Source organism: Pseudomonas sp. GW821-FHT09E12 (assembly GCF_059416085.1).
In genome coordinates, this window is sequence record NZ_JBWKOM010000004.1 from 598,984 (window position 1) to 624,459 (window position 25,476).

Here is a 25,476-nt window from a genome sequence, read left to right on the forward strand (position 1 = left end):
GCGGTGTCCGTGTGATGCCCTGTAGCCGCTGCCGAAGGCTGCGAAAAGGTCCGTAGGACCTTCCGAGGACCTCAAGAGCGCGTGTGCTGCGTCGGAATGCCGCGCAGACCGATCGCAGCCTTCGGCGGCGGCACAGGTATTGGTTAAAAGGCGTAATCGGCGGTCACGAAAAACGACCGTGGTTCGCCGAGGATCCATTGCTGGCCCTCATTGTATTGGCTTTGCGCGTATTGCCGGTCGAACAGATTGTTCAGCTGCAAACCGAAGGTGGTATCGCGCAGGGCTTTCCACGACAGCACCGCGTCGACCACGGTGTAGCTGGGCAGCTCGTTGCGGTTGGCCAGGTCGGCGTAGCGGGTATCGACATAACGCACCCCGGCGCCGGCCTGCAGGTTATCGGTCACCGCCTTGTTCAGCCACAGGTTGGCGGTGCGCCGTGGCACGTCCACCGGGCGATTGCCGCTGCGCGAGACGAACTGGTTGCCGACCTGTTCTTCGAAGTCGTCGTACTCGGCCTTGACGATGGCGGCATTGGCTTGCAGTTGCCAGGCGTGGGGCAGTTGCAGCTCGAGGCTGGCTTCCAGGCCGCGGGACGATTGCTGGCCGACCTGCTGCTTGAGCGTCGGGTTGCCCGGGTCGTCGGTCAGCAGCTTCTTCTTGACGATGTGATAGGCCGCCAGGGTCCACTCGCCGCGCTGGTCCCAGAACATCTGCTTGAGGCCGATCTCGCTCTGCCGGGCGCGGGCCAGGTCGTATTGCTGCTGGCTCGGGCTCAGGGAAATCAGGCCGCCGACGCCGTCGGTGCTGGTGGCGTACTGGCCGTAGAACGAGGTGTCCGGCGTCAGGGCGAACACCAGCCCGGCCTTCCAGTTGTTGCCGGTCAGGGTCTTGTCGCTCTGGCTGCCGTCCACCAGGTTGTCGCGATCCACCTGCACGTAGTCGCGGCGCACGCCGGTCACCAACGACCAGCGTTCGCTCAGCTGGGTACGGTTTTCGGCGAAGGCCGACATCTGTTTGGTGGTGCTCTGGAATTGCGGGCGATAGGCCGAGGCGCTGTCGAAGCGGCCCTTGTCCGGGTGTTGCAGATCCAGCGGCTGGCCATCCGGCAGCGCATCCTTGAACGGCGAGTTGCTGTTGAGCTGGAAGCGGATGCGGTTGTAATCGACCCCGGCCAGGGTCTGGCTGTCGAGGCCGAACAGGCCGTGCTTGAAGGTGAAGGTCTGGCGATCGCCGACCTGCTCCTGCTGGTGCTTGATGGCGAAGTTGCCGCTGCGCAGAAGCTGCTGGCCAGTGGTGTCCCAGCTGTAGTTTTCGGCGTTCTGCCAGCGGCGCTGGGCCTTGAGGTAATACAGCTCGTTGCTGGCGCTGACGGTGTCGGAGAGCTGCCACTCGCTGGTCAGGCGCGTCCACTGATCGTTGTAGTGCTGCTTGTCGTTGCCGATGTTGTAGTTCTTGTCCCGCAGGCCCTCATGGAAGCGGCCATTGACCAGCGGGGTGCCGAAATCATTCATCGGCTGCTGGTCGCCGTAGTCGTGGGCGAGGGTGAACGCCAGGTCGTCCGTGGCCTGCCAGCGCAGCGCCGCGCTGATGAAGTCGCTGGCGCTGTCGCCGCGATCGATCCAGCCGTTGCTGCGCAGGCGGTTGAGGTTCAGGCGATAGCTCAGGGTGTCGCTCAGCGAGCCGCCGCTGTCGAGGGCTTGCTGCTGGCTGTCGTAGGAACCGTAGCCGAGGCGCAGGTGGTTTTCGATCTCGCCGGCGAAGGGTTTCTTCGGGATCACATTGACCACCGCGCCGGTGGCGCCTTCGCCATACAGCACCGAGGCCGGGCCGCGCAGCACATCCACCCGCTCCACCGACCAGGTGTCCACCGGGAAGGTCACGGTGCCCATGCCGCTGTACAGGCGATTGCCGTCGTACAGCTGCATCACCGAACCCTGGCCGGTAAAGCCGCGCGCCGACAACGAAGTGCCGCCGTCGCCGGGCGTGCCAGTGCGGCTGATCCCGGTGCTGCGCGACACCGCGTCCTGCACGCTGCGGTCGCCGCGCTGGCGAATGCGCTCGCCGCTCAGGCTCTCGGTGCTGGCCGGGGTTTGCAGGGCGCTCAGGCCCAGGCGCGAACCGGCGGTGGTCGGGGTGTGCAGGCTGATGTCCTGCGTATCGATGGCAGGCGCGCTGATGGTGCCGGTGGGCAGTATCAGGGGGGCGTCGTCGGCCTGGGCGGAGTGATTCAGGGTCAGCAGGCAGAGGCTGGACGCCAGGAGCTTAGTTGTCGGGCGGTTCATCGGGGCGGCTGAGTCGCTTCTTCGAGAGGGTTACCCGCAGCATGGGCGGCTGCGGGTAGGGGATCTTACACTTTAATGTTACAAAGTAACATTATGCGTGTCGTAAATTGAACCGACAGCAGTCTACAGATCCCTCTAAACCGCGCATCTCGCCTGATTCATGATGAAGATGAGGCCGATTCAGTCGAGCGGTTCCAGCGCGACAACAGCACGCGATCCAGCAGCCACACGGCCACCAGCGAGGCCCCGACCAGGGGAAAGGCCACGGCCAGCGCCAGCATGATCGCCATCGCGGTTTTCCATTTCGGCAGGTCATGGCGCAGCGGCGGTACACCGAGGCGCCCCTGAGGACGACGCTTCCACCAGATCACCAGGCCACTGACGGCGCTCAGCAGAATCATCAGGCAGATCAGCAGCACCACGATCTGGTTGAACGGGCCGAACATCTTGCCTTCGTGCAGCATCACCCCGACTTCGGTGGCGCGGGCGACGTTGCTGTACTGCTGCCAGCGCACATCGGCCAGGACCTTGCCGGTGTACTGGTCGACATGCAGGGTGGCGTCGTTGCGCGGGTCGTCGGCGAACACGGCGATGGTGAACACGCCGCTGGCGCTGGTCGGCAAGGTGATGCTGTAGCCGGCTTCGACCTGGCGCTGGGTGGCGATGTCCTGCACCTGCTGCAGGCTGACCGTGGGCGCCGCCGGGCCTTCGTGCGCGGCGCCGTGGGCCATGTGTTCGGCATGGTCGCCGGACATCGGCAACGGTGTGTTCTCCATGGCCCAGGGCACGGTCTGGCGGCTGGCGGTGTTGAGCTCGCCGGCCTGCTGGTCGGACTTGGGCACGTCGTTCCACATCGTCGCCGGGAAGCGATTCCACAGCTCGGCGTATTGCTTGCCCCAGAAGCCGGTCCAGGTCATCCCGCTGAGCAGCATCACCAGCAGGAACGCCGCGCCCCAGAAGCCGACCACGGCGTGCAGGTCGCGCCACAGCACACGGCCGCGGCTGCTGAACCGCGGCCACAACACCCCGGCCGAAGACTTGCCGCGCGGCCACCACAGGTACAGCCCGGACACCACCAGGACGATGCCCCAGCCCGCGGCCAGTTCCACCAGGCGGTCGCCGAGGGTGCCGATCATCAGCTCGCCATGAATGGCCCGGGCGATGGCTTGCAGATTGTTCTTGGCGTCTTGCTCGCCAAGGATATTGCCGTGGTAAGGGTCGACGAACACATTGAGTTCGCCACCTTCCTTCTGCACCACGAACTGCGCGCTGCGTCCGGCTTCGAGCGGCGGCAGGTACTGTTTGACATGGCCCTGGGGATACGCGGCCCGGACCCGCTGGAGTTGTTCATCGGCGCTGAGCATGTGGTGCCCCGCCGGCACCTGCAGCAGGTGGCCGTACATCAGCGGGTCGAGCTGGGGTTTGAACAGGTAGATGATCCCGGTCAGGGACAGCATCACCATGAAAGGGGCCACGAACAGTCCGGCGTAGAAATGCCAGCGCCAGGCCAGGTTGTAGAAAGACACTTTCGGTTGGCTCATCAGGGAATGCTCCGCATGGGCAATTACTCTCTGTAGCCGCTGCCGATAGGCTGCGATCGGCCGGAACGGCCGCAACGTACTCAATAGCGCTGAAGGCCTTCGGCCTTATCGCAGCCCTTCGGCAGCGGCTCCATTTGTTGTTGTGTTTAGAAGCTCAGATCCACCTTGGTCCAGAGCGTGCGCCCCGGTTCGTTGATGGCTTGCGGGTCATTGGCCGGGTAGCCGAACCCGGCGTTGCCGGCCAGGTTCAGGTGCTCGGCGTAGGCCTTGCCGAACAGGTTGTCGACGCCGGTGCTGACCTTCAGGTTCTTGTTGATCCGATAGGCGCCGTTGAGCGAGAACACGCCGAAGCCGCCGCTCTTGCCGAAGTCCTTGCCGACCACGTTGCCCTTGTTTTCGTCGATGCGGTTCTGCGCCGCCACCACTCGCCACAGGGCACCTGCGCTCCAGTTGTCCGCGCTGTAGGTCAGGCCGAAACGCGCGTCCAGCGGCGGCATCTGCGGTAGCGGCGAGCCGTCGCTGCTGTTCTTGCCCCAGGCGTAGGCGAGGGTGGCGTCGGCCTTCCAGTTGTCGGTCAGCTTGTAGGCCGCGCCGAGCTCGCCGCCCATGATGCGGGCGTCGATGTTCTCGGCTTGCGAGGTCATGCCCATCATCCCGGGGCGGTAGTTGAACAGGATGTAGTCGCGTACCTGGCCGATATAGCCCGAGGCCCAGGCTTCCAGTTCCGCAGTCTTGTATTGCAGGCCGAAGTCGAGCTGGGTGGTCTTTTCCGGCTTGATCGAATCGAAGGCGTTGACCGATCCGGACGGGCCCATTTTCGGCGAGAACAGCTCCCAGTAATCCGGGAAACGTTGCGCGTGGCCGAGGCCGGCGTAGACGGTGGTCGGGCTGTCGGCCAGGTCATGCTCGTAGCGGATGAAACCACTGGGCAGAGTGTCGGCGCGGGTATCGCCGGCGGTCGGGTTGGGCCTGGCCATCATTCCGGAACCGATGCTCTGGCGGTAGTCCTTGGCCGAGGCGCGGTCCACTCGGGCGCCGCTGATCAGCCGGTCGCGGTCGGCGGCGTACCAGGTCAGCTCGCCGAACGCGCCGTAGTTATGGAAGTCGGCGTCCTTGGTGCGCGGCTGGTCCTTATAGGTGTCGATACCCATGGCGCTGCGTTGGCGATGCTCGTTGGTCTGCGCATCGATACCGCTGATCAACTGCACATCGGCCCAGCGCCAGGTGGCCTTGATCCGCGCGCCGAGGGTGCGGCGGTCGACGTTGCTGGCCATGGGGCCGGCCATCATCCCGGTGCCGGACGGCGCGCGCAGGCTGTAGTTGTCCATCACGTGGTCGGCGTAGTTGTAGTAGACCTGCGCCTCGACCTTATCCAGCACCTCGCCGATATTGGAGCGCTCGAAACGCAGGCCCAGGCTTTCCCGCTTGAACTGCGAACCGTCCATGCCGCGCCCGGCGTAACGCGCTTCGCCGTCGCCCTTGCCGGCGGTAAGCTCCAGCAGGGTGTCGGCGTCCGGGGTCCAGCCCAGGGCGACGTCACCGTTCCACTTGTCGTAGCGTGACGGCACGGTGTCGTTGTTGCCGTCCTTGTAGTCGTCGGAATGGGCCTGGTTGCCGATCACCCGCACGTAACCCAGCGGTCCGCCGGCGGCGGCATCCACCACCTTGTCGAAGCGGCCGTTGGAGCCGGCCAGGACGCTGGCGTTGACCCGGGTACCCAGCTCGCCGAAGTTTTCCGGCTCGCGGTCGAAGAGGATGGTCCCAGCCGAAGCGCCCGGCCCCCAGAGCACGGTTTGCGGACCCTTGATCACCGTCAGCTTGTCGTAGGTTTCCGGCGAGATATAGGAGGTCGGCGCGTCCATGCGGCCAGGGCAGGCGCCGAGCATCATGCCGCCGTTGGTGAGGATGTTCAGGCGCGAGCCGAACATGCCGCGCAGCACCGGGTCGCCGTTGGTGCCGCCGTTGCGCACCAGGGCGAAGCCGGGGATGGTCTTGAGGTAGTCGCCGCCATCGCTGGCCGGGACCGGCTGGCGCGGATCCTTGGGGTTGGTGACCACGGTCAGCGGTGAGCTGGGGGCGATGGCGGTGATCACCGTCGGGCTCAGTTCTTCGCCGTGCTGGCTGTGATCCACCGGTTGTTCGGCCGCCAGGGCCAGCGGCGTGAGCAGGGCGCCGCAGAGCAGGGCGATGGCGTGGTTGAAACGTACGCGAGGTTCGTTCAGGGCAAAGGTAGCGGGGGCCTGGGCGGAGCACAGGCGAGTGTCAGCAGAAAACCTGGACATAAAGGTTCCATCAATCATTTCGTAAACAACACGGCCAGCAGCCTGCGGCTGTCTTTTCTACAGTCGGCCGGGTGAAGTGCGGTTGAGGGGTTTACGCAATGACAGGTGGCGCGCGGGTCCGGGCGCCGGGGAACACCGTCTGCCGGGCATGGCCCAGGCGCGGCGAGGGGGTGAGGAAGTGGCTGGACGGTGAACTGTCGAGCGCTGTGAACGACAGGCTGCCAGGCAGTGCCGGGCAGTTGAACAGCAGGCTGCAGTAACCGCATTTTTCCCAGAGCGCATGGTGTTCGCCCTGGACCTTGCCGTGCTCCGTGCCGTGAGGGTTTTCACCGTGGCAGCCGGGCTCGCCCATGTTCATGTCCGTCGACATGGACAGGTTCATCGGCACAGCCTGATCCATCGGCATCGACTGGGAAATCAGCGGACCGATAAAGATCATCAGCATGGCGAACAGGCTGATCCAGCTGCCGCGCCGTACTTTCAGGGGCGTGCGCACGGATCGCCAGGTGCCAGGCGAGCGCAAGGCGTTCACGGTAATGATGGCCGGGGCTTATTGGGCGTGCATGTGTTCCTGGTTGCCCACGGGCGCCTGCTTCTGCACTGCCGCCTCGACCGTGATGTCGCCGGATTTCTCGAAGTGCAGGGTCAGCGGGAAGCGCTTGCCGTCGCTGAGCAGGCTGCGGTCTTTGAGCTCCAGCAGCATCACGTGATAGGCCATGGGGGCGAAGGTGACGGTCGCGCCTGGGGCGATCGCCACGTTGGGCACCTGCTGCATTTTCATCAGGTCGCCCTGCTGCACGTGTTCATGCAGCTCGGCCTTGCCCGAGATCGGCGAGTCGACGCCGAGCAGGCGGTCGGCATTCTTGCCGGTGTTGTGAATGACGAAATAGGCCGCCACCGTCGGTGCGTTGGGCGGCAGCTCCTGTGACCAGGGGTGGGCAATCTGCAACTCGCCAGCCTGGTATTCATGGGCGGTGGCAAAACCAACGGGCAACAGCAGGGCGGCCAGCAGCAGGGCTTGCAGGGCCTGTACGGATTTCAACATGGCAGTTCTCCAGAACGATTCGACACGCAGATCAATTGCGAGGTGGAATCAGACCAGAGGTGAAGCGCGGGGATTGAGGCTCGGCCATTGCTGGCGTGGCGTGGGCATGACCAGCGCGGGTGGCGCGACGCTGCGGTTGGACTCGAAACGGGCGAAATACAACTGCGGCGCATGGCCTGGCAGGGCGACCAGGGGCGCCGAGCCGGAACAGCACCAGCAGTGCTGCATCGTGGAGTGATCGTCGTTCTGCGGGGCTTGCTGTTCCAGCTTGCCCAGGGAGATCGCCACCAGCTTGGTGCCGCTGGAGGAACAGAAGCTGCCCCACAACAGTTGCTCGGCAGGTGCTCGATCGGTCTGCTGCATGGCTCCCGAAAGCGGCATGGCAAGCATGTTGAACAGCACTGCGAAGCAGGCGATCCAGGCAAATGCGAGCCGTTGTCGGGACATGGTGACGATCCGTCAGGTTGAGCGAACAGGGGGGTATTTAGCCTGATCGCTGTGGATAAGTAAAAAGGCGCCGTGCGGTGTGGTGTCGCAGAGCCACCTGGATTGGCCGTTCCTCAGTGAGCCGGTACCGCGCGGACCTCGATGGCCACGCCGAGCTTGGCGCGGATGGCGGCGAAGATCGCGGCCAGGTTGTCCATGCTCGGGTTGCCGCTGGCGGACAGCATGCGATGCAGGCTCTTGCTGGGCTTGGCGGTCTCGCGGGCCAGGGCTTCGAAGCCGACGGTGGCGTTGACCAGGTCGCGCAGAATGATCCGCGACATCTCCGGTTCGCCGTTGAGAAACAGCGTAGCAGCCTCGTCCAGCAGCGCCTGGGAAAACGCCGGGTCGCGCTCGGCGCGTTCGGCAATGCTGTGCTTGAAGCTTCGAGTCAGTGCCATGGGTGTCACCTCGTTTTCAGTTCGGCCTTCTTGCGGTGATGGAATTCGGCGATCAGTTTCTTCGCCTGCCTGATGTCGGCCTGCTGGGTGGACTTGTCGCCACCGCCAAACAGGATCACCAGGTGCCGGCCTTCCTGGATCAGGTAGATCCTGTAGCCGGGGCCCCAATCGATGCGGTATTCGCCAAGCCCGTCGAACCACTTGATGTTGGATGTGTTGCCCATTTCCAGGCGCAGCAGCGCGGTGGAAACCTTGACGGCTGCCTGGGTATCCAGCGTTTCGAACCAGCGACCGAAGGGGCTGCGCTGGTTCTCTTGCTGGTATTCCTCGACTGTGATCATCGCCGGCCTTAAAGGTAACAAATAAGTTACTATATGGGTAGGCCTTTGATCGTGCCGCAAAGCCTGTCCGTGGCCAACGCTGCAAGTGTTTCCTCTGTCTTCAATACGCGAAGGTCCCGTGGCGCGGCGGCCAGGGCTGCGTCCTACCGTTCAGCGGGGGACTTGGTAACTCGATGTATCGGCCGGGTTTTGCGCGGCCAGACGGTCAGCGCAGGGCCTGGAGCAACTCGCCCAGGTCATGGAATTCCCGATCGACGGCTGGCAACGACGGCCGCTGCAGGATCAGCACCGGTACCCCACGCTCGCGCGCCACTTCCAGCTTGGGTTCGGTGGCGCTGCTGCCGCTGTTCTTGCTGATCAGCACGTCGATATGGCGGCGTTCGAACAGCTCGCGTTCGCTGTCGATCAGGAAGGGGCCGCGTGCGCCTATCACTTCGCACCGGTCATTGCCGGGGTACGGGTCGAGGGCGCGCAGGGTCCAGAACTGCCCGGCGGGGATCTCATGCAGATGCTGCAAGGGCTCGCGGCCCAGGGTGAACAGCGGGCGCTTGAAGGGTTCGAGTGCCTGGACCAGTTCGGCCCAGTCGCGGACTTCGCGCCAGTCGTCGCCGGCCTGCGCCTGCCAGGCCGGTCGGCGCAGGGCCCAGCAGGGGATGCCACACAGCTGCGCGGCCGTGGCGGCGTTCTGGCTGATTTGGGCGGCATAGGGGTGGGTGGCGTCCAGCAGCAGCTCGATGCCTTGCTCGCGGATGAACCGGGCCAGGCCCTCGGCGCCGCCGTAGCCGCCGACCCGCACCTGGCAGTCCAGGTCAGCGGGTACGCGCCCGATGCCTGCCAGGCTATAGATGTGCTCCGGCCCCAGGGTCCGGGCGATGGCCAGGGCCTCGGTCACGCCGCCCAGCAGCAGTACGCGCTTCATCGAAAAGCTCCGGCATGGCCGACGATACCGCCCTGGCGATCGATGGCGAAGACTTCGACCTGGACCTGTGGCGGCACCACGCTGCGCGCGAAATCCAGGGCGTGCTGGCACACCGCGTCGCCCAGGGCGATGCCGGCGGCGCTGGCCATGGCCAGCGCTTGCTGGCTGGTGTTGGCGCCACGGATGGCGCTTTGCAGCGCCGGGTCGGCGCCGACCGCCGCGGCCCACTCGGCCAGTTGCGGCAGGTCGATGCTGGAGTGGCGGCTGTGCAGGTCCATGTGCCCGGCCGCAAGCTTGCTGATCTTGCCGAAGCCGCCACACAGGCTGAGTTTGTCCACCGGTACTTTGCGCAGGTGCTTGAGCACGGCGCCGACAAAGTCGCCCATTTCGATCAGGGCGATTTCCGGCAGGTCGTAGACGCGGCGCATGGTGTCTTCGCTGGCGTTGCCGGTACAGGCGGCGATGTGCAGGTAGCCGTTGGTCTTGGCGACATCGATGCCCTGGTGGATCGAGGCGATATAGGCCGCGCAGGAAAACGGCCGCACGATGCCGCTGGTGCCGAGGATCGACAGGCCGCCGAGAATGCCCAGGCGCGGGTTCATGGTTTTCAGCGCCAGGGCTTCGCCATCCTCGACGTTGACCGTGACCTCGAAGCCGCCCTGGTAACCCTGTTCCCGGGCCAGGGTTGCCAGGTGTTCGCTGATCATCCGGCGCGGCACCGGATTGATCGCCGGCTCGCCCACACCCAGCACCAGCCCCGGGCGGGTCACGGTGCCCACGCCTTGGCCGGCGATGAAGCGAATGCCGCTGTCCGGGCTCAGGCGCACCTGGGAATAGAGCAGGGCGCCGTGGGTCACGTCGGGGTCGTCGCCGGCATCCTTGATCGTGCCGGCTTCGGCGCCGGTGTCGGTGAGGCGGCAGAATTCCAGGCGCATCTGCACCTGCTTGCCCTTGGGCAGGACGATCTCCACGGCGTCGCTGCTGGCGCCGCCGAGCAACAGGCGCGCCGCCGCCAGGCTGGTGGCGGTGGCACAGCTGCCGGTGGTCAGGCCGCTGCGCAGCGGGGCCGGTTGTTCCGCCGTTTCTTCACGCATGCCGTGCGGCCTTGTGCAGGCGCGAGCTTGCTCGCGATAGCGTCCGCCAGACGGACCGCGTGGTCTGGATCGCGAGCACGCTCGCTCCTACAGGGGAGGGCAGGGTGCTCATAGCGGTTTGACGAGGTCGAGCAAGGTAATGGGCAGGGCCTGGCGCCAGGTGTCGAAGTCCCCCAGCGGCAGGGCCTGGGCGACATGGATGCGGGTCAGCTCGCCGCCATGCCGTTCGCGCCAGGCCATCAGGGTCGTTTCGCTTTGCAGGGTCACGGCGTTGGCCACCAGCCGGCCACCGGGCTTGAGCCGGGCCCAGCAGGCGTCGAGCACGCCGGGGCGGGTCACGCCGCCGCCGATGAAGATCGCGTCCGGGGCTTCCAGGCCATCCAGCGCCTGGGGCGCGCTGCCGCGAACCAGTTGCAGGCCGGGCACGCCGAGGGCGTCGCGGTTGTGTTCGATCAGTTGCTGGCGGCCTGGGTCGGCTTCGATGGCCAGGGTCCGGCAGCTGGGGTGCGCGCGCATCCACTCGATGCCGATCGAGCCGCTGCCGGCGCCGACATCCCACAACAGTTCGCCAGGCACAGGTGCCAGGCGGGCCAGGGTAATGGCGCGGACGTCGCGCTTGGTCAGCTGGCCGTCATGCTGGAAGGCCGAGTCGGGCAAGCCGGCCAGGCGCGACAGGCGCGGCGTATCGGGCTCGGCCAGGCATTCAATGGCCACCAGGTTGAGGTCGGCGATGGCCGGGTCGCTCCAGTCGTTGGCGGTACTGTCGGTCCGTCGTTCGGCCTCGCCGCCCAGGTGCTCGAGCACGCTGAGACGGCTCGGGCCGAAGCCGCGTTCGCGCAGCAGCGCGGCGATGGCCGAGGGGCTGAGGCCGTCATTGCTCAGGACCAGCAGGCGCACGCCGCTGAACAGCTGGGCGCTGAGGGCCGCCACGGGGCGGGCGACCACCGAGAGCGTCACCACCTCTTGCAGCGGCCAGCCCAGGCGCGCGGCCGCCAGTGAATAAGAGGAAGGCGAGGGCAGGACGTGCATTTCTTCCTGAGCCACCTGCCGCGCCAGGCTGGCGCCGACGCCGAACAGCATCGGGTCGCCGCTGGCCAGCACGCACACCGGCTCGCCGCGCTTGGCCAGCACCGGCTCCAGTGAGAAAGGGCTCGGCCACAGTTGCCGCTCGCCGCGGATGCACACCGGCAACAGGTCCAGTTGCCGCTGGCCGCCGACGATCCGTGAAGCGCCCAGCAGGGCCCGCCGGGCGTTCTTGCCCAGGCCCTTGAAGCCGTCTTCACCGATTCCCACTACTGTCAGCCAGGGCGACATCGCTATTCCTCGAGGGTAAAACCTGTTCTTCCGACAGGCAGGCTTTTCATGCCTTCGGACAAAGCAGGCATAATACCGCGCCTTCGCCCGCGAAGCGCCTTTCCCACACAGCCGGTCACCCCCTTGAACGAACGCCCGATGTCCACCGCCTTACGCCCCTCGGCCTGTCCGGGGTTGCTGCGTATCGTCCCGGCGTTGGACGGCGGTATCTGCCGGATCAAGCTGGCCGGCGGGGCGATCAGCGCCGCCCAGGCCCGCGCGGTGGCTGCTGCGGCCGAGCGTTATGCCGGCGGGGTGATCGAGGCGACCAACCGCGCCAACCTGCAGATTCGCGGGATCGGCGCCGAGCATCAGGCGCTGATCGCCGATCTGCTGGCCGCCGGCCTGGGACCGACCACCGCGGCCGGTGATGACGTGCGCAACCTGATGCTCAGCCCCACGGCCGGGATCGACCGCACGATGATCCTCGACACCCGTCCCCTGGCCGGGCAGATTCTCGCCACTGTGCAAAGCCATCCGCGCTTTCATGAGTTGTCGCCCAAGTTCGCCGTGCAACTCGACGGCGGCGAGGCCCTGGCCATGCTGAAGCATCCCCATGACCTGTGGCTCTCGGCGTTCGAAGGCGCGGGCGAGCCCTGGCTGGCCTTCGGTCTGGCCGGCTGCCCTGGGGACCGCCCCCTGGCCAGCGTGGCGCTGGAGGATGGGTTGGCCCTGGTGGTGGCGGTGCTGGAGCTGTTCCTCGACCTGGCCCGCCCCGAACAGACCCGCATGCGCCAGCTGTTGACGGAGCACTCGGCGGACGCGCTGCTGGCGCAGGTGTCCGCGCGCTTGTCGGGGCCGGTAATCAGGGTGGGCGATTGGCAGCGCGAGGCCCCTTCCGAGCCGCTGCATATCGGCACTTATCCACAGCGGCAACCGGACCAGGTCTATGTCGGTGCCGTCACGCCCCTGGGGCGGCTGGCCCCGTCGATGCTGCGCGGCGCGGCGCAGCTGGCCGAGCAATGGGGCGACGGCAGCCTGAGGTTCACCCCCTGGCAGAGCCTGTTGCTGCCAAATCTGCGGGCCGAAGACGCAGTTGAAGTCACACATCACCTGCAGCAGCTGGGTTTTCTCTGCTCGCCAGAGCAGCCCCTGGCCCACCTGATTGCCTGCACCGGTTCCAGCGGCTGCGGCAAGGCCCTGGCCGACACCAAGGGTGACGCGCTGAAGCTGGCCGCCTTGCTCCAGCGCCACGGCCATCAGCTGGACGTGCACCTGTCCGGCTGCTCGCGTTCCTGCGCCGCCGCCCATGTGGCACCGGCTACCTTGCTGGCCGTCGCACCCGGTCGTTACGACCTCTATTTTCGCGATGCCGCGCAGCCGGGTTTCGGCACGCTGCACGCACGCAACCTTTCCCTTGAAGCGGCCGGCGCATTGCTCGATGCCCGCCCACGGAGCAACACCCATGATTGATTACATCCGCGACGGTCAGGAGATCTATCGCAACTCCTTCGCGATCATTCGCGAGGAGGCCAGGCTCGATCGCATCCCCGCGGACCTGGAAAAGCTCGCGGTGCGGGTGATCCATGCCTGCGGCATGGTCGATGCCATCGACGGCCTGCAGTTCTCCGAAGGCGCGGGCCAGGCCGGGCGCGCTGCCCTGGCGGCCGGCGCGCCGATTCTCTGCGATGCGCGCATGGTGGCCGAAGGCATCACCCGCGCCCGTCTGCCGGCGAACAATCAGGTGATCTGCACCCTGCGCGACGAAAGCGTGCCGGAGCTGGCCCGCGAGCTGGGCAACACCCGCTCGGCGGTGGCCCTGGAACTGTGGCGGCCGTACTTGGAAGGCAGCGTGGTGGTGATTGGCAACGCCCCGACCGCGCTGTTCTACCTGCTGGAAATGCTCGACGCCGGCGCGCCGAAACCGGCGCTGATCCTCGGTTTCCCGGTAGGTTTCGTCGGCGCGGCCGAGTCCAAGGCGATGCTCGCCGCCGACAGCCGCGGCGTGCCTTTTGTGATCATGCAAGGCCGCCTGGGCGGCAGCGCCATGGCCGCCGCCGCCGTTAACGCCCTGGCCACGGAGATCGAATGATGCAGCAACCTGGACGTTTGATCGGCCTGGGTGTCGGCCCCGGTGATCCGGAACTGATTACCGTCAAGGCCCTGCGCCTGCTGCGCGAATCGCCGGTGGTGGCGTACTTCGTCGCCAAGGGTAAAAAGGGCAATGCCTTCGGCATCATCGAAGCGCACCTGCAAGGCGCGCAGACCCTGGTGCCGCTGGTCTATCCGGTGACCACCGAAGTGCTGCCGGCGCCGCTGTCCTACGAGCAAGTGATCAGCGACTTCTATGACAGCGCCGCCGAAGACTTGGCCAAGCATCTGGACGCCGGCCGCGACGTGGCGGTGATCTGTGAAGGCGACCCGTTCTTCTACGGCTCCTACATGTACCTGCACGACCGCCTGGCCGAGCGTTACCCGGCCGAAGTGGTGCCGGGGGTGTGCTCGATGCTCGGTGGCGCCTCGGTGCTGGGCGCGCCGCTGGTGTATCGCAACCAGAGCCTGTCGGTGCTCTCCGGCGTGTTGCCCCATGACGAACTCAAGCGCCGCCTGGCCGATGCCGACGCGGCGGTGGTGATGAAGCTGGGACGCAACTTCCCCAAGGTGCGCCAGGTGCTCGAAGAGCTGGGCCTGGCTGGGCGCGCGCTGTACGTCGAGCGCGCGACCATGGCCAACCAGAAGATCGTGCCGCTGGATGAAGTGCAGCCGATGTCCTCTCCGTATTTCTCGTTGATCATCGTGCCCGGTGAAAGGTGGCAAGGTTGATGGCCCGTTCCGCACCGGCCATCGTCATCCTTGGCCAAGGCAGCCTGGCGACTGCGCGCAAACTTCAGCAGCTGTACCCGGACGCGTTGATCCACGGCCTGGCCGAACGGGTCGAGGGCGCCGACCGCCCGTACCAGGAGTTCGGCGCGACCCTGCGTCAGCTGTATCAACAGGACACGCCGATCATCGCCCTGTGCGCCGCGGGCATCGTCATCCGCACCCTGGCGCCGCTGCTGCTGGAGAAGGGCGCGGAGCCGCCGGTGCTGGCCGTGGCCGAAGACGGCAGCGCCGTGGTGCCGTTGCTCGGTGGCCTGGGCGGAGTGAACGTCATGGCCCGGGAAATCGCCGCCGGGTTGGGTGTGGCGGCGGCCATCACCACCAGCGGCGAGCTGCGCTTCGGCACCTGCCTGCTCAACCCACCGAGCGGCTATGCCCTGGGTGATCTGGAGCTGGGCAAGCGTTTCGTCTCCGACCTGCTGGGCGGTGAAAGCGTGCGCATCGAAGGCGCCGCGCCCTGGCTGGCCGAGGCCCGGTTGCCGCAGGACCAGCAAGCCCGGTTGACCATCCGCGTCGGCTCGGCCGAGCGCGAGCCCGCCGCCAACGAACTGCTGATCTATCCGCGCAGTGTGCTGATCGCCTGCAACGGCAATATCGCGGGTGCCAATGCGCTGCGCGATGCCTTGCACCAGAAGCAGATCGCGGTGCAATCCGTCGCCTGCCTGCTGGCCGCTGACAGCGACATGGCCAGCCCAGCCTTGCGCGAAGCCGCCGCCGACCTGGGCGTGCCCCTGCGTTTCGCCCCGGCGGCGGGCAGCGTCGCCGAGCTGGCGCAACAGGCCGTGCCACAACTATTGCCCCCGCTCAGCGTGGGTGAAGACATCGCCATTGCCGTGGCCAGCCAGCCGCTGGACCCGCAGCAGATCGGCCGCCCCCGTGGCCGCCTGGCGGTGATCGGCCTGGGCCCTGGCGCCGCCGAGCTGATGGTGCCGGCGGTGAAAGCCGAACTGGCGCGGGCCAACGATATCCTCGGCTACGAAACCTATGTGCGCATGGCCGGCCCGTTCCGCGCCGACCAGGTCATGCACTGCACCGACAACCGCGAAGAAATGCAGCGTGCCCGCCACGCCTTCGAGCTCGCGGCCCAAGGCCGTTCGGTGGTGGTGGTGTCCTCCGGCGACCCGGGGGTTTTCGCCATGGCCGCGGCGGTGCTGGAAGCGCTGCACGAATCCAGCAAACCGGGCTGGCATCAGGTCGAGCTGGAAATCCTTCCTGGCGTCTCCGCTTCCCTGGCCACCGCGGCCCAGGCTGGTGCGCCCCTGGGCCATGATTTCTGCGTGCTGTCCCTGTCGGACAACCTCAAGCCCTGGGCAATCATCGAGAAGCGCCTGGACCTGGCGTCCCAGGCCGACCTGGCCTTGGCGTTCTACAACCCGATCTCGCGCTCGCGCCCTTGGCAACTGGGGCGCGCGCTGGAGATCGTGCGTCAGCACCGCACGCCGCAAACGCCGGTGGTGCTGGGGCGGGATATCGGGCGTCCGGGGCAGACGTTGCGCGTTATCACCCTGGGCGAGCTGACAGCGGAGCAGGTGGATATGCGCACTATGGTGTTGGTGGGGTCATCCACGACCTGTGTGTTTCCCAAGGTTGGAGGGGGGGAGTGGGTGTATACGCCGAGGTGGTACGGGCAGAAACCTTAGGCAACCTCGAACCGCCGTAGGAGCGAGGCTTGCCCGCGATGGCGTCCGTTTTGGCGCTGCATTTCTTGGACGGTGTACATATCCGTTGCTGCGGTCACGGCTGCTGGCGGTTTCGCCCTTACGGCGACTCACTTTTTACAAACGCCTAAAAAGTAAGCAAAAACGCTTGCCCCTGCGTACGGCCTTCGCTGCGCTCAGGTTCCCTCGCTCCGGCGTCCATCAGGGGGCATCGACTCCGGTCGGCTTCGCTTCGACCTCCATACGATGTCCTCGACTGCGTCGAGGGGCGCTGCGCGCCTGTCCCCTGATGAACGCCTCCACTCGGCCTCCCGATGGGGCAGGTAGATCAAAATCAAAAGCCGGGCGCGACCTACCGGTCGGCGCTAAATTTTGTAGCCGCTGCCGAGCTTGCGAGGCTGCGATCGACTGCGCAGCAGGCGCAGGGTCTTGAGACCGCTGGAGGACCTTCGGTCCTATCGCAGCCTCGCGGGCTCGGCAGCGGCTACAGGAAGCGTGGGGGCCGTCAGAGGGAAAGAATGGCAACACATTGAGGGTTGTCGCTGGTTTTTGGCGAAGCCATAGTTGCCCGGTCGCCGACGCATCGGCGGCCGATCTTAGCCGGTCGGAAAGCATCTCTATGAATGCTTAAGCGCCATCCATTAACATGCTGGCGCTTTTTGCTGCATGGCACCTTCTATGGCAGCTGTGCGCGGGACACCTTTGGGTGTGCCGGGTTTTTCATAGACTGCACCCGGTCGGCTAACCCTCGTACAGCTGCCACCCTTTTGTTTAGCCGCTCAGGGTGGTTGTTCTTCAGCAATCTATGGAGATATACCCATGACGGACTTCATCCCCCTACAAAGCAATCTCACCCCCACCCCAATTTTCCACCTCGACCGCAACGCGCCCGCAGCCGATCTGCATGGCGGCGCGGTGCAGCGCATCAAGGCTTCGCGGGATCTGATGCACAGCCTCAATTGCCTGAGTGTCAAAGGCGTGGGCGACCAGGATCTGATTCACTTCGTCAACGCCGCCCACCTGTTGCTGCAAGACGGCTGCGACGCGCTGGATGCCTTGCAGTGGCAACTGCAGGCATAAAAAGTCCACCCCAGAAAAAACACGGGCTCACTGTCTCCAGTGAGCCCGTTCGTTCTTGCCGCTTGTAGCTTGCAGCTGCCTCTACCCCAAATACCCCTTGACCCCGGTAAAGATGATCTGCGCTGCCAGGGCGCAGACGAACAGGCCCATCAGTCGGCTGACGATCTGCAAGCCTTGCTCGCCCAGGATGCGTTCGATGCGGTTGGACAGGTAGAGCACCACGCCGACCGTGAAGCTGGCCAGGGCGATGCTGAGGATCGCGGTGAGTTTGTCGTCCCAGTGCGGCTGGCTGACGCCCATTACCAGCAGGGCGCCGATGGTGCCGGGGCCGACGGTCAGGGGGATGGTCAAGGGCACTATGGTCACGTCCTGCTGCACGTTGTCGGTCTGGATCGCCGACTTGCCTTGGGCCATGCCCAGTGCCGAGATGAACAACACGCTACCGGCGCCGATGCGGAAGGCGTCCACGGTGATGCCGAACACATTGAAGATCACCCGTCCGAACAGATACAGCAGCACGCTGGAGGCCAGGGTCGCCAGGGCAACGTTCCATGCCAGGCGCCGACGCTCCTTGCTGGAGTAGCCGCGAGTCAGGCTGATGAAGCAGGACAGGACGAAGAAGGGGCTGTAGAGCACCAGCATCTTCAGGTACACGCTGAACAGCACATGGAGCATGGCGCAAACTCACAGCGAAGGAGGGCGAGCGGAGTTTAACAGGCGTTTGCCGGACTGTCGGCTCAGGACGGTTGCGCCGTGGTGCGGTCCTGCAGGTCGCGCTGCGCCACCCAGTGTTCGATCAGTTCGCGCAGTTGCGACAGCTCCACCGGCTTGGCCATGTGCCCGTCCATGCCGGCCTGCCGCGCGCGCTCCTTGTGCTCGGTGAGGATGTGCGCGGTCAGCGCCACCACCGGCGTGCGCACGCGCTGGTTGCCGACTTCCCAGGCCCGCAGCTGCTGGGTGGCGGAGAAACCGTCGAGGATCGGCATTTCGCAGTCCATCAGCACCAGGTCGTAGCGCTGGGCCTTCATCGCTTGCAGGGCTTCTTCGCCGTTGCTCGCGGTATCGGGCTGCAGGTTGAGCTTGCCGAGCATGCCGCGAATCACCTTGGTGGAGATGCTGTTGTCCTCGGCGACCAGGATGCGGAAGTCACTCGGCACCTTGACCGGCACCGCAACCCCGCTCAGCGAATGGGGCTGATGGGGGACCAGTTGGCCCTTGTTGCGCTGGGTCAGCTCGTCGGCCAGGGTGGTCTTGAGGGTGTAGCCGGCCACCGGTTTGGCGAGAATGCGCTTGACCCCGGCGTTGCGCGCGATGACCTTGCTCGGCGCGTTGCTGATGCCGGTGAGCATGATCAGCAGGATGTCGTGGTTCAGGCTCGGGTCTTCCTTGATCTTGGCCGCCAGTTGCATGCCGGTCATGCCGGGCATGTTCTGGTCGAGCAGCACCACATCGAAGTAGTCGCGCAGGTGCGCCTTGGTGCGCAGCAGGGCCAGGGCTTCCTTGCCCGAAGGCACGGCGCTGACGTTCAGGCCCCAGGCGCTGCATTGCTGCACCAGGACCTTGCGGCAGGTGTCGTTGTCGTCCACCACCAGCACCCGGGCGCCTTGCAGCGGGCCATCCAGGTCGGACGTCGGGTGCTCCAGGCGCTCAGGGTCCAGCGGCAGGGTCAGCCACAGGGTACTGCCCTGGTTGGCGCTGGTCTTGACCCCGAACTCGCCATGCATCAGCAGGATCAGCTGGCGGGCGATGACCAGGCCGAGATTGCCGCCCAGGCGGGTGCTGGCGAGGAAGTTCTTGCTGTGCAGTTCCGAATGCAGCAGGGCATCGCGCTCTTCGGCTTCCATCGGCTGGCCGCTGTCCTGCACGGCGATGCGCAGGCGCGGTTTGCTGGTGCGCTCGTCCAGCGCGACCACCACCAGGACCTCGCCTTCGTCGGTCTTCTTCAGGGCGTTTTCCAACAGGCTGAGCATGGCCTGGCGCAAGCGCGTCGGATCACCGCTGATCACGCGTGGCACCTGCGGCTGGATGAAGCTGATCAGCTCGACGTTCTGCTGCTCGGCCTTGGCGCGGAAAATACTCAGGCAGTCCTCGATCAGTGCATTGAGGTCGAACTGCACGTCGTCCAGCTCGATCTGCCCGGATTCGAGCTTGGAGATGTCGAGGATCTCGTTGATCAGGGTCAGCAGCTCGTTGCCGGCGCTGTGGATGGTTTGCACGTAGTCGCGTTGCTTGACCGACAGTGGCGTGCCCAGCAGCAGCTCGGTCATGCCCAGCACGCCGTTCATCGGTGTGCGGATCTCGTGGCTGATCTTGGCCAGGAACTCGGCCTTGGCATTGACCTCGGCGTTGCTGGCGGCGAGGTCGCGGCTGACGCTGAACTCGTTCTCGGTGATGCTGCGCTGGCGCTCGCCCAGGGCAATGCTCATCGCCAGCCCGCTCAGGCACATGGTTACCAGCAAGGTAATGATCAGGCCCTGGGGCGCGACCATGGTCAGCCCCAGCAACGCTGGCAGCACGATCAACGCACCGATGTTGAAGATGCCCATGCCGGCCACGAAGAAGCGCGCCGGGCGGTAGCCTTTGTGCCAGTGATAACCGGCGATGAACAGCATGCTCAGGCCGACCAGGGCCACCAGGCCGTAGGTGATGAGGTTCAGCGGGAGCGAATCGACGAACAGCAGCAACAGGCTACACAGGCCGACCATCAGGATGTCGACCAGCAGCAGCTTGTTCAGTGGGTGCGGGCCCAGCGGGGCAAAAAAGCGATAGACGAACATCAGCCCGCAAGGGGTGGTCAGCAACAGCGCCAGGTAGGCGCCAGGGGTCTGTATCGCGTGCCAGTCCGGCAGCCAGGGGCCGAACAGGTTGAGCATCAGCGCCAGGCTGAGCATCACCAGGGCTTCGCAGGACGCCAGCCACAGGCTGCTGCGCGAACGGGTGTAGGCGTAGCGCACCAGGTTGTGCAGCATCAGCATGCCCATGCAGCCGAACAGCAGGCCGTACAGCACGCTCTGGCCTTGATTGGCCGCGGTCATGACCGCCGGTTGCAGGGTGATGTAAGGGCGCAACTGATGGTCGGAGACCAGGCGCAGGTAGACATCGAGGGTCTTCTGGTTCTGCGGCAGCGGCAGCATGAAGTCGCTGCTGGGCAAAGGCCGTTCGGCCTGGGGCTGCTGGGTGCCGGAGGTCAGTTGCTCGACCAGGTTGTCGCCGTCCAGCACATACATGTCCAGGCGTGACAGATCGGGCGCGAAGATCCGCAGCAGTTGTTCGTGCTTGCCCGGTTGCAGTTTGAAACGCAGCCATAACGCGCCTCCGGGTTCGGCGGCGGTGATGCGTTCCAGTTCGATCGGGCTGAATTGATTGGTGTAGCGCGGGGAGCGGATATCGCTCAGTTGCAGGTCGGCCTGTTCATCGAGCAAAACGGCCCAGTTACTGCCTTGTGCGGCCTGGGCCGGGATCAAGCAGAGCAGGGTCAGCAGAGTGACGGTGAAACCTATGGCAGTCCTGAGCCAGCGCACGGCGAAATCCCTTCGTAGGTTGATGCCAGATTATAACTATGCGCGGCGCTGGAGCCGTCCGGCAAGGGCCTGGGGCCCCTGCCGGACAGGAAGACAGGATTACTCCTGACTTTCGCCACGCTCGCGGGCAATGGCCCGGTAACCGATGTCTTTGCGGTAGAAGCAGCCTTGCCAATCGATCTTAGCTGCCAGTTGGTAGGCCTGCTGCTGCGCGGCACCCACGCTTTCGCCCAGGGCGGTGGCGCAGAGCACGCGGCCGCCGGAGGTTACCACCTGACCGTCCTTGAGCGCGGTGCCGGCGTGGAAGACTTTGCCTTCCAGTTTGGCGGCCGCGTCCAGGCCTTCGATCACCGCGCCTTTGGCGTAGTCACCAGGATAGCCGCCAGCGGCCAGGACGATGCCCAGGCTCGGACGTGGATCCCATTGCGCTTCGACCTTGTCCAGCGCCTGGGCCAGGGCGGCCTCGACCAGCAGCACCAGGCTCGATTGCAGGCGCAGCATCACCGGTTGGGTTTCCGGATCGCCAAAGCGGCAGTTGAACTCGATGACTTTCGGGTTGCCGGCCTTGTCGATCATCAGGCCGGCGTACAGGAAACCGGTGTAGACGTTGCCTTCGTCGGCCATGCCGCGCACGGTCGGCCAGATCACCTGGTCCATCACGCGCTGGTGCACGTCGGCGGTGACCACCGGGGCAGGGGAGTAGGCCCCCATGCCGCCGGTGTTCGGGCCGCTGTCGCCGTCACCGACGCGCTTGTGGTCCTGGCTGGTGGCCATGGGCAGCACGTTCTTGCCGTCGACCATGACGATGAAGCTGGCTTCCTCGCCGTCGAGGAACTCTTCGATCACCACACGCGAACCGGCGTCGCCGAAGGCATTGCCGGCCAGCATGTCGCGCACGGCGTCTTCGGCCTCGCTCAGGGTCATGGCGACGATCACGCCTTTACCGGCGGCCAGGCCGTCGGCCTTGATCACAATCGGCGCGCCTTTTTCCCGCAGATAAGCCAGGGCCGGCTCGATCTCGGTGAAGTTCTGGTAGTCGGCGGTCGGGATCTTGTGGCGCGCCAGGAAATCCTTGGTGAAGGCTTTCGAGCCTTCCAGCTGGGCCGCGCCAGCGGTCGGACCGAAGCAGTCCAGGCCACGGGAGCGGAACAGGTCGACCACGCCAGCCACCAGCGGTACTTCCGGACCGACGATGGTCAGGGACACGTTCTTCTCGGCAAAGTCGGCCAACTGCTCGAGGGCCAATACGTCGATGGCCACGTTCTCGCACTTGGCCTCGATGGCGGTGCCGGCATTGCCCGGCGCCACGAAGACTTTCTCGACCCGTGGGTCTTGAGCGACTTTCCAGGCCAGGGCGTGTTCACGACCGCCGCTACCAATGATCAGTACATTCATTTCAAAAACCTCGGATGACGCTAATTTGGGGAAGCGCGCAAGCCTGACGTTGTAGCCGCTGCCGCCAGGCTGCGATCAACCGCGAAGCGGTTGCAGGATTTCAGATCGCTGAAGACCCTTCGGGTCTATCGCAGCCTTCGGCAGCGGCTACAGGGGAGGGTGGCGCCCCATTGATGCTTAGTGGCGGAAGTGGCGCATTCCGGTGAATACCATTGCGATTCCGGCTTCGTCGGCGGCGGCGATCACTTCGTTGTCGCGCATCGAGCCGCCTGGCTGGATCACTGCGGTGATGCCGACCTTGGCCGCGTTGTCGATGCCGTCGCGGAACGGGAAGAACGCATCGGACGCCATGACTGCGCCCTGCACTTGCAGGCCGGCGTGTTCAGCCTTGATCGCGGCGATACGGGCGGAGTTCACGCGGCTCATCTGGCCGGCGCCGACGCCGATGGTCTGACGGTTCTTGGCGTAGACGATGGCGTTGGATTTGACGAACTTGGCCACTTTCCAGGCGAAGATCAGGTCGTGGATTTCCTGTTCGGTCGGGGCGCGCTTGGTCACCACTTTCAGGTCGTCGGCGCCGATCATGCCGATATCGCGGCTCTGCACCAGCAGGCCACCGTTGACGCGCTTGTAGTCCCAGGCCGGAACGCGGTCCGCCGACCACTCGCCGCAGGCCAGCAGGCGCACGTTGGCTTTGGCTGCCACCACGGCGCGAGCTTCTTCGCTGACGCTTGGGGCAATGATCACTTCAACGAACTGACGCTCGACGATGGCCTTGGCGGTCTCGGCGTCCAGTTCGCGGTTGAAGGCGATGATGCCGCCGAAGGCCGATTCGGTGTCGGTGGCGTAGGCCAGTTCGTAGGCCTGGCGGATACCGCCTTCGGCGTCCGGGCTCACGGCCACGCCGCACGGGTTGGCGTGCTTGACGATCACGCAGGCCGGCTTGACGAAGCTCTTCACGCATTCCAGCGCGGCGTCGGTGTCGGCCACGTTGTTGTACGACAGTTCCTTGCCTTGCAGCTGGGTGGCGGTGGCGATGCCGACTTCGGCAGGCTTGGCTTCCACGTAGAACGCCGCGCTCTGGTGCGGGTTCTCGCCGTAGCGCATTTCCTGGGCCTTGATGAACTGGCTGTTGAAGGTGCGCGGGAATTCGCTGCGGCCGGAGGTCGAGAGGGTTTCGGCCGCCTGGTTCACGGTGCCCATGTAGTTGGCGATCATACCGTCATAGGCCGCGGTGTGCTCGAAGGCCTTGAGCATCAGGTCGAAACGCTGGGCGTAGGTCAGGCCGCCGGCCTTGAGGCTTTCCAGCACCTGGCCGTAATCGCTGGCGTTGACCACGATGGCCACGTCTTTGTGGTTCTTGGCCGCCGAACGGACCATGGTCGGGCCGCCGATGTCGATGTTCTCGATGGCGGTCGGCAGGTCGCAGCCCGGCTTGGAGATGGTGGCTTCGAACGGGTAGAGGTTGACCGCTACCAGGTCGATCGGCTTGATGCCGTGCTCGTTCATGATGGCGTCGTCGATACCGCGACGACCGAGGATACCGCCGTGGATTTTCGGGTGCAGGGTCTTCACCCGGCCGTCCATCATTTCCGCGAAACCGGTGTAATCCGCGACTTCCACTGCGGCCACGCCGTTGTCCTGCAGCAGTTTGAAGGTCCCGCCGGTGGAGAGGATCTCCACGCCCAGGGCTTCCAGCTCCTTGGCGAATTCGAGGATCCCGGTCTTGTCGGAAACACTGATCAAGGCGCGGCGGATCGGCAGGCGGGTAGTCTGGTCGGTCATCTCAATTTCCATCAAAAGCAAAGGAGTCAGCAAAAAAGGCGACCGGTTTTACGCGGGCGCCTTTCTGGTTTGATTGAATGCTTACAGCAAATCGTACTGCTTGAGTTTCTTGCGCAGGGTGCCGCGGTTCAGACCGAGCAGCTCGCTGGCCTTGGTCTGGTTGCCCTTGACGTAGTTCATCACGCTTTCGAGCAAAGGAGCCTCGACTTCGGAGAGCACCAGGTTGTACACGTCCGTGACGGCCGCGCCCTCAAGGTGGGCGAAATAATTGTGCAGCGCCTTCTCGACACTCCCGCGAAGGGTCTGGCCTTCTTCGCTCGGCGTATTGAGGTGCTGTTTCAAATTCACGTTGTCGCTCACGGGTGCTGTTCCACTCACTAAAGTCTCGGTCATCATCGTCATGCGGCCACCCCTTCTCCGTCCCCTGTCACCAGGCTCTTGTAACGCTCGGCAAAGAACTCACGAACGTTGGCGCACTGTGCTTCCGTATCTTCCAAACGATTGAAGTGGGCGCGAAACTCCCTGGCGCCCGGCAGAGTTGCGAGATACCAGCCCACATGCTTGCGAGCAATGCGTACGCCCATGACATCGCCATAGAAGGCATGCAGCGCGGCCAGATGCTCAAGCAGAATACGTTCCACCTCGAACAGCTCAGGTGCCGGCAGGGTTTGACCGGTACGCAGAAAATGTTCGATCTCACGAAAAATCCATGGCCGCCCCTGAGCGGCCCGGCCAATCAACAGCCCGTCGGCACCGGTAGCGTCGAGGACGTAGCGGGCCTTCTCGGGCGAGTCGATATCGCCGTTGGCGAAGACCGGGATCGACACCGCCTGCTTGATCGCAGCGATGGTGTCGTACTCGGCAACGCCCGTGTACAGGTCGGCCCGGGTCCGGCCATGGACCGCCAATGCCGTGATGCCTGCCTGTTCGGCGATCTTCGCCACCGTCAGGCCGTTCTTGTTCGCCCGGTCCCAGCCGGTACGGATCTTCAGGGTGACCGGCACATCGACTGCGGCCACCACGGCCTGCAGGATCTCGTTCACCAGATCTTCATCTTTCAGTAACGCGGAGCCGGCGGCCTTGTTGCAGACCTTCTTCGCCGGGCAACCCATGTTGATATCAATAATCTGTGCGCCCAACTCGACGTTGGCGCGGGCGGCATCCGCCAGCATCTGTGCATCGCCACCGGCGATCTGTACCGAGCGCGGCTCGGGATCGCCCTCGTGGATCATGCGCAGGCGCGATTTGCGACTGTTCCACAAACTCATGTCGCTGGTGACCATTTCCGAGACTACAAGGCCTGCACCCAGCCGCTTGCAAAGCTGACGAAAGGGCTGGTCGGTGACGCCCGCCATGGGGGCGAGAATCAAGCCGTTGTGCAATGTATATGGGCCGATGCGTACCGCCGACATAGGACTTCCCTGTTGTGGGGCCGGATCATGAGAGTTCGAAAAAGGGTTGGCATGATACCCGCTC

The 25,476-nt window shown here is 65.1% G+C and carries 22 protein-coding genes; 5 read left to right on the forward strand and 17 right to left on the reverse strand.

What is annotated here, in order from left to right; all coding sequences use genetic code 11:
- Positions 1 to 143: 143 nt before the first annotated feature.
- The 11 genes from AC07PQ_RS14625 to cbiE form a co-directional block, all read right to left on the reverse strand.
- The gene (locus AC07PQ_RS14625; protein ID WP_493185764.1) at positions 144 to 2,282 is read right to left on the reverse strand and encodes a TonB-dependent receptor; all 2,139 of its coding nucleotides are present in this window, start codon (positions 2,280 to 2,282) and stop codon (positions 144 to 146) included.
- Between the two features lie 158 nt (positions 2,283 to 2,440).
- Positions 2,441 to 3,823 (reverse strand): PepSY-associated TM helix domain-containing protein, encoded by a 1,383-nt coding sequence (locus AC07PQ_RS14630; RefSeq protein WP_007930931.1) that lies wholly within the window; start codon positions 3,821 to 3,823, stop codon positions 2,441 to 2,443.
- A 146-nt stretch (positions 3,824 to 3,969) separates the two neighbouring features.
- On the reverse strand, positions 3,970 to 6,105 hold the full coding sequence (locus AC07PQ_RS14635) for a TonB-dependent copper receptor (protein ID WP_493185765.1): 2,136 nt from the start codon (positions 6,103 to 6,105) through the stop codon (positions 3,970 to 3,972).
- A 91-nt stretch (positions 6,106 to 6,196) separates the two neighbouring features.
- Positions 6,197 to 6,601, reverse strand: coding sequence for a DUF2946 domain-containing protein (locus tag AC07PQ_RS14640; RefSeq protein WP_493185766.1), 405 nt, complete (start codon positions 6,599 to 6,601; stop codon positions 6,197 to 6,199).
- A gap of 54 nt (positions 6,602 to 6,655) precedes the next feature.
- On the reverse strand, positions 6,656 to 7,150 hold the full coding sequence (locus AC07PQ_RS14645; RefSeq protein WP_493185767.1) for a copper chaperone PCu(A)C: 495 nt from the start codon (positions 7,148 to 7,150) through the stop codon (positions 6,656 to 6,658).
- Between the two features lie 48 nt (positions 7,151 to 7,198).
- A complete protein-coding gene (locus AC07PQ_RS14650; RefSeq protein WP_007932873.1) occupies positions 7,199 to 7,597 on the reverse strand; it encodes a DUF2946 domain-containing protein in 399 nt (132 codons plus the stop codon).
- A gap of 113 nt (positions 7,598 to 7,710) precedes the next feature.
- The gene (locus AC07PQ_RS14655) at positions 7,711 to 8,034 is read right to left on the reverse strand and encodes a helix-turn-helix domain-containing transcriptional regulator (RefSeq protein ID WP_007932872.1); all 324 of its coding nucleotides are present in this window, start codon (positions 8,032 to 8,034) and stop codon (positions 7,711 to 7,713) included.
- Positions 8,035 to 8,039: 5 nt separating this feature from the next.
- The gene (locus AC07PQ_RS14660) at positions 8,040 to 8,375 is read right to left on the reverse strand and encodes a type II toxin-antitoxin system RelE/ParE family toxin (protein ID WP_009041967.1); all 336 of its coding nucleotides are present in this window, start codon (positions 8,373 to 8,375) and stop codon (positions 8,040 to 8,042) included.
- Between the two features lie 205 nt (positions 8,376 to 8,580).
- Positions 8,581 to 9,294, reverse strand: a complete 714-nt coding sequence (locus tag AC07PQ_RS14665; protein ID WP_493185768.1) for a cobalt-precorrin-6A reductase — start codon at positions 9,292 to 9,294, stop codon at positions 8,581 to 8,583.
- Entirely contained in the window at positions 9,291 to 10,388 is a 1,098-nt protein-coding gene (locus AC07PQ_RS14670; RefSeq protein WP_457275541.1) for a cobalt-precorrin-5B (C(1))-methyltransferase, read from the reverse strand. The genes AC07PQ_RS14665 and AC07PQ_RS14670 overlap by 4 nt, the downstream gene beginning before the upstream one ends.
- A gap of 108 nt (positions 10,389 to 10,496) precedes the next feature.
- Positions 10,497 to 11,702 (reverse strand): precorrin-6y C5,15-methyltransferase (decarboxylating) subunit CbiE, encoded by a 1,206-nt coding sequence (cbiE, locus tag AC07PQ_RS14675; protein WP_493185769.1) that lies wholly within the window; start codon positions 11,700 to 11,702, stop codon positions 10,497 to 10,499.
- A 138-nt stretch (positions 11,703 to 11,840) separates the two neighbouring features.
- Between cbiE and cobG the strand changes: the two genes are divergently transcribed.
- The 5 genes from cobG to AC07PQ_RS14700 all read left to right on the forward strand — a co-directional run bounded on the left by cobG (position 11,841) and on the right by AC07PQ_RS14700 (position 17,299).
- On the forward strand, positions 11,841 to 13,154 hold the full coding sequence (gene cobG / locus AC07PQ_RS14680; RefSeq protein WP_493185770.1) for a precorrin-3B synthase: 1,314 nt from the start codon (positions 11,841 to 11,843) through the stop codon (positions 13,152 to 13,154).
- The gene (locus AC07PQ_RS14685; protein WP_007932940.1) at positions 13,147 to 13,773 is read left to right on the forward strand and encodes a precorrin-8X methylmutase; all 627 of its coding nucleotides are present in this window, start codon (positions 13,147 to 13,149) and stop codon (positions 13,771 to 13,773) included. Before cobG ends, AC07PQ_RS14685 begins: the two co-directional genes overlap by 8 nt.
- Positions 13,773 to 14,504: a precorrin-2 C(20)-methyltransferase gene (locus AC07PQ_RS14690; protein ID WP_493185802.1), complete on the forward strand. Its 732-nt coding sequence runs from the start codon at positions 13,773 to 13,775 to the stop codon at positions 14,502 to 14,504. The genes AC07PQ_RS14685 and AC07PQ_RS14690 overlap by 1 nt, the downstream gene beginning before the upstream one ends.
- Positions 14,504 to 16,201, forward strand: coding sequence for a precorrin-3B C(17)-methyltransferase (gene cobJ, locus AC07PQ_RS14695; protein WP_493185771.1), 1,698 nt, complete (start codon positions 14,504 to 14,506; stop codon positions 16,199 to 16,201). The genes AC07PQ_RS14690 and cobJ overlap by 1 nt, the downstream gene beginning before the upstream one ends.
- 837 nt (positions 16,202 to 17,038) lie before the next feature.
- Positions 17,039 to 17,299 (forward strand): hypothetical protein, encoded by a 261-nt coding sequence (locus tag AC07PQ_RS14700; protein ID WP_009041974.1) that lies wholly within the window; start codon positions 17,039 to 17,041, stop codon positions 17,297 to 17,299.
- A gap of 81 nt (positions 17,300 to 17,380) precedes the next feature.
- Here the strand turns inward: AC07PQ_RS14700 and AC07PQ_RS14705 are convergent, their stop codons facing one another.
- The 6 genes from AC07PQ_RS14705 to dusB all read right to left on the reverse strand — a co-directional run bounded on the left by AC07PQ_RS14705 (position 17,381) and on the right by dusB (position 25,412).
- The gene (locus AC07PQ_RS14705) at positions 17,381 to 17,974 is read right to left on the reverse strand and encodes a MarC family protein (RefSeq protein ID WP_007923493.1); all 594 of its coding nucleotides are present in this window, start codon (positions 17,972 to 17,974) and stop codon (positions 17,381 to 17,383) included.
- A 62-nt stretch (positions 17,975 to 18,036) separates the two neighbouring features.
- Positions 18,037 to 20,820 (reverse strand): hybrid sensor histidine kinase/response regulator, encoded by a 2,784-nt coding sequence (locus tag AC07PQ_RS14710; RefSeq protein WP_493185772.1) that lies wholly within the window; start codon positions 20,818 to 20,820, stop codon positions 18,037 to 18,039.
- Between the two features lie 99 nt (positions 20,821 to 20,919).
- A complete protein-coding gene (gene purD / locus AC07PQ_RS14715) occupies positions 20,920 to 22,215 on the reverse strand; it encodes a phosphoribosylamine--glycine ligase (RefSeq protein ID WP_007921652.1) in 1,296 nt (431 codons plus the stop codon).
- A gap of 177 nt (positions 22,216 to 22,392) precedes the next feature.
- The gene (gene purH, locus AC07PQ_RS14720; RefSeq protein ID WP_007921651.1) at positions 22,393 to 24,000 is read right to left on the reverse strand and encodes a bifunctional phosphoribosylaminoimidazolecarboxamide formyltransferase/IMP cyclohydrolase; all 1,608 of its coding nucleotides are present in this window, start codon (positions 23,998 to 24,000) and stop codon (positions 22,393 to 22,395) included.
- Positions 24,001 to 24,081: 81 nt separating this feature from the next.
- The gene (gene fis, locus AC07PQ_RS14725) at positions 24,082 to 24,402 is read right to left on the reverse strand and encodes a DNA-binding transcriptional regulator Fis (RefSeq protein WP_007921650.1); all 321 of its coding nucleotides are present in this window, start codon (positions 24,400 to 24,402) and stop codon (positions 24,082 to 24,084) included.
- On the reverse strand, positions 24,399 to 25,412 hold the full coding sequence (gene dusB, locus AC07PQ_RS14730; protein ID WP_007921649.1) for a tRNA dihydrouridine synthase DusB: 1,014 nt from the start codon (positions 25,410 to 25,412) through the stop codon (positions 24,399 to 24,401). Before dusB ends, fis begins: the two co-directional genes overlap by 4 nt.
- Positions 25,413 to 25,476: the final 64 nt, after the last annotated feature.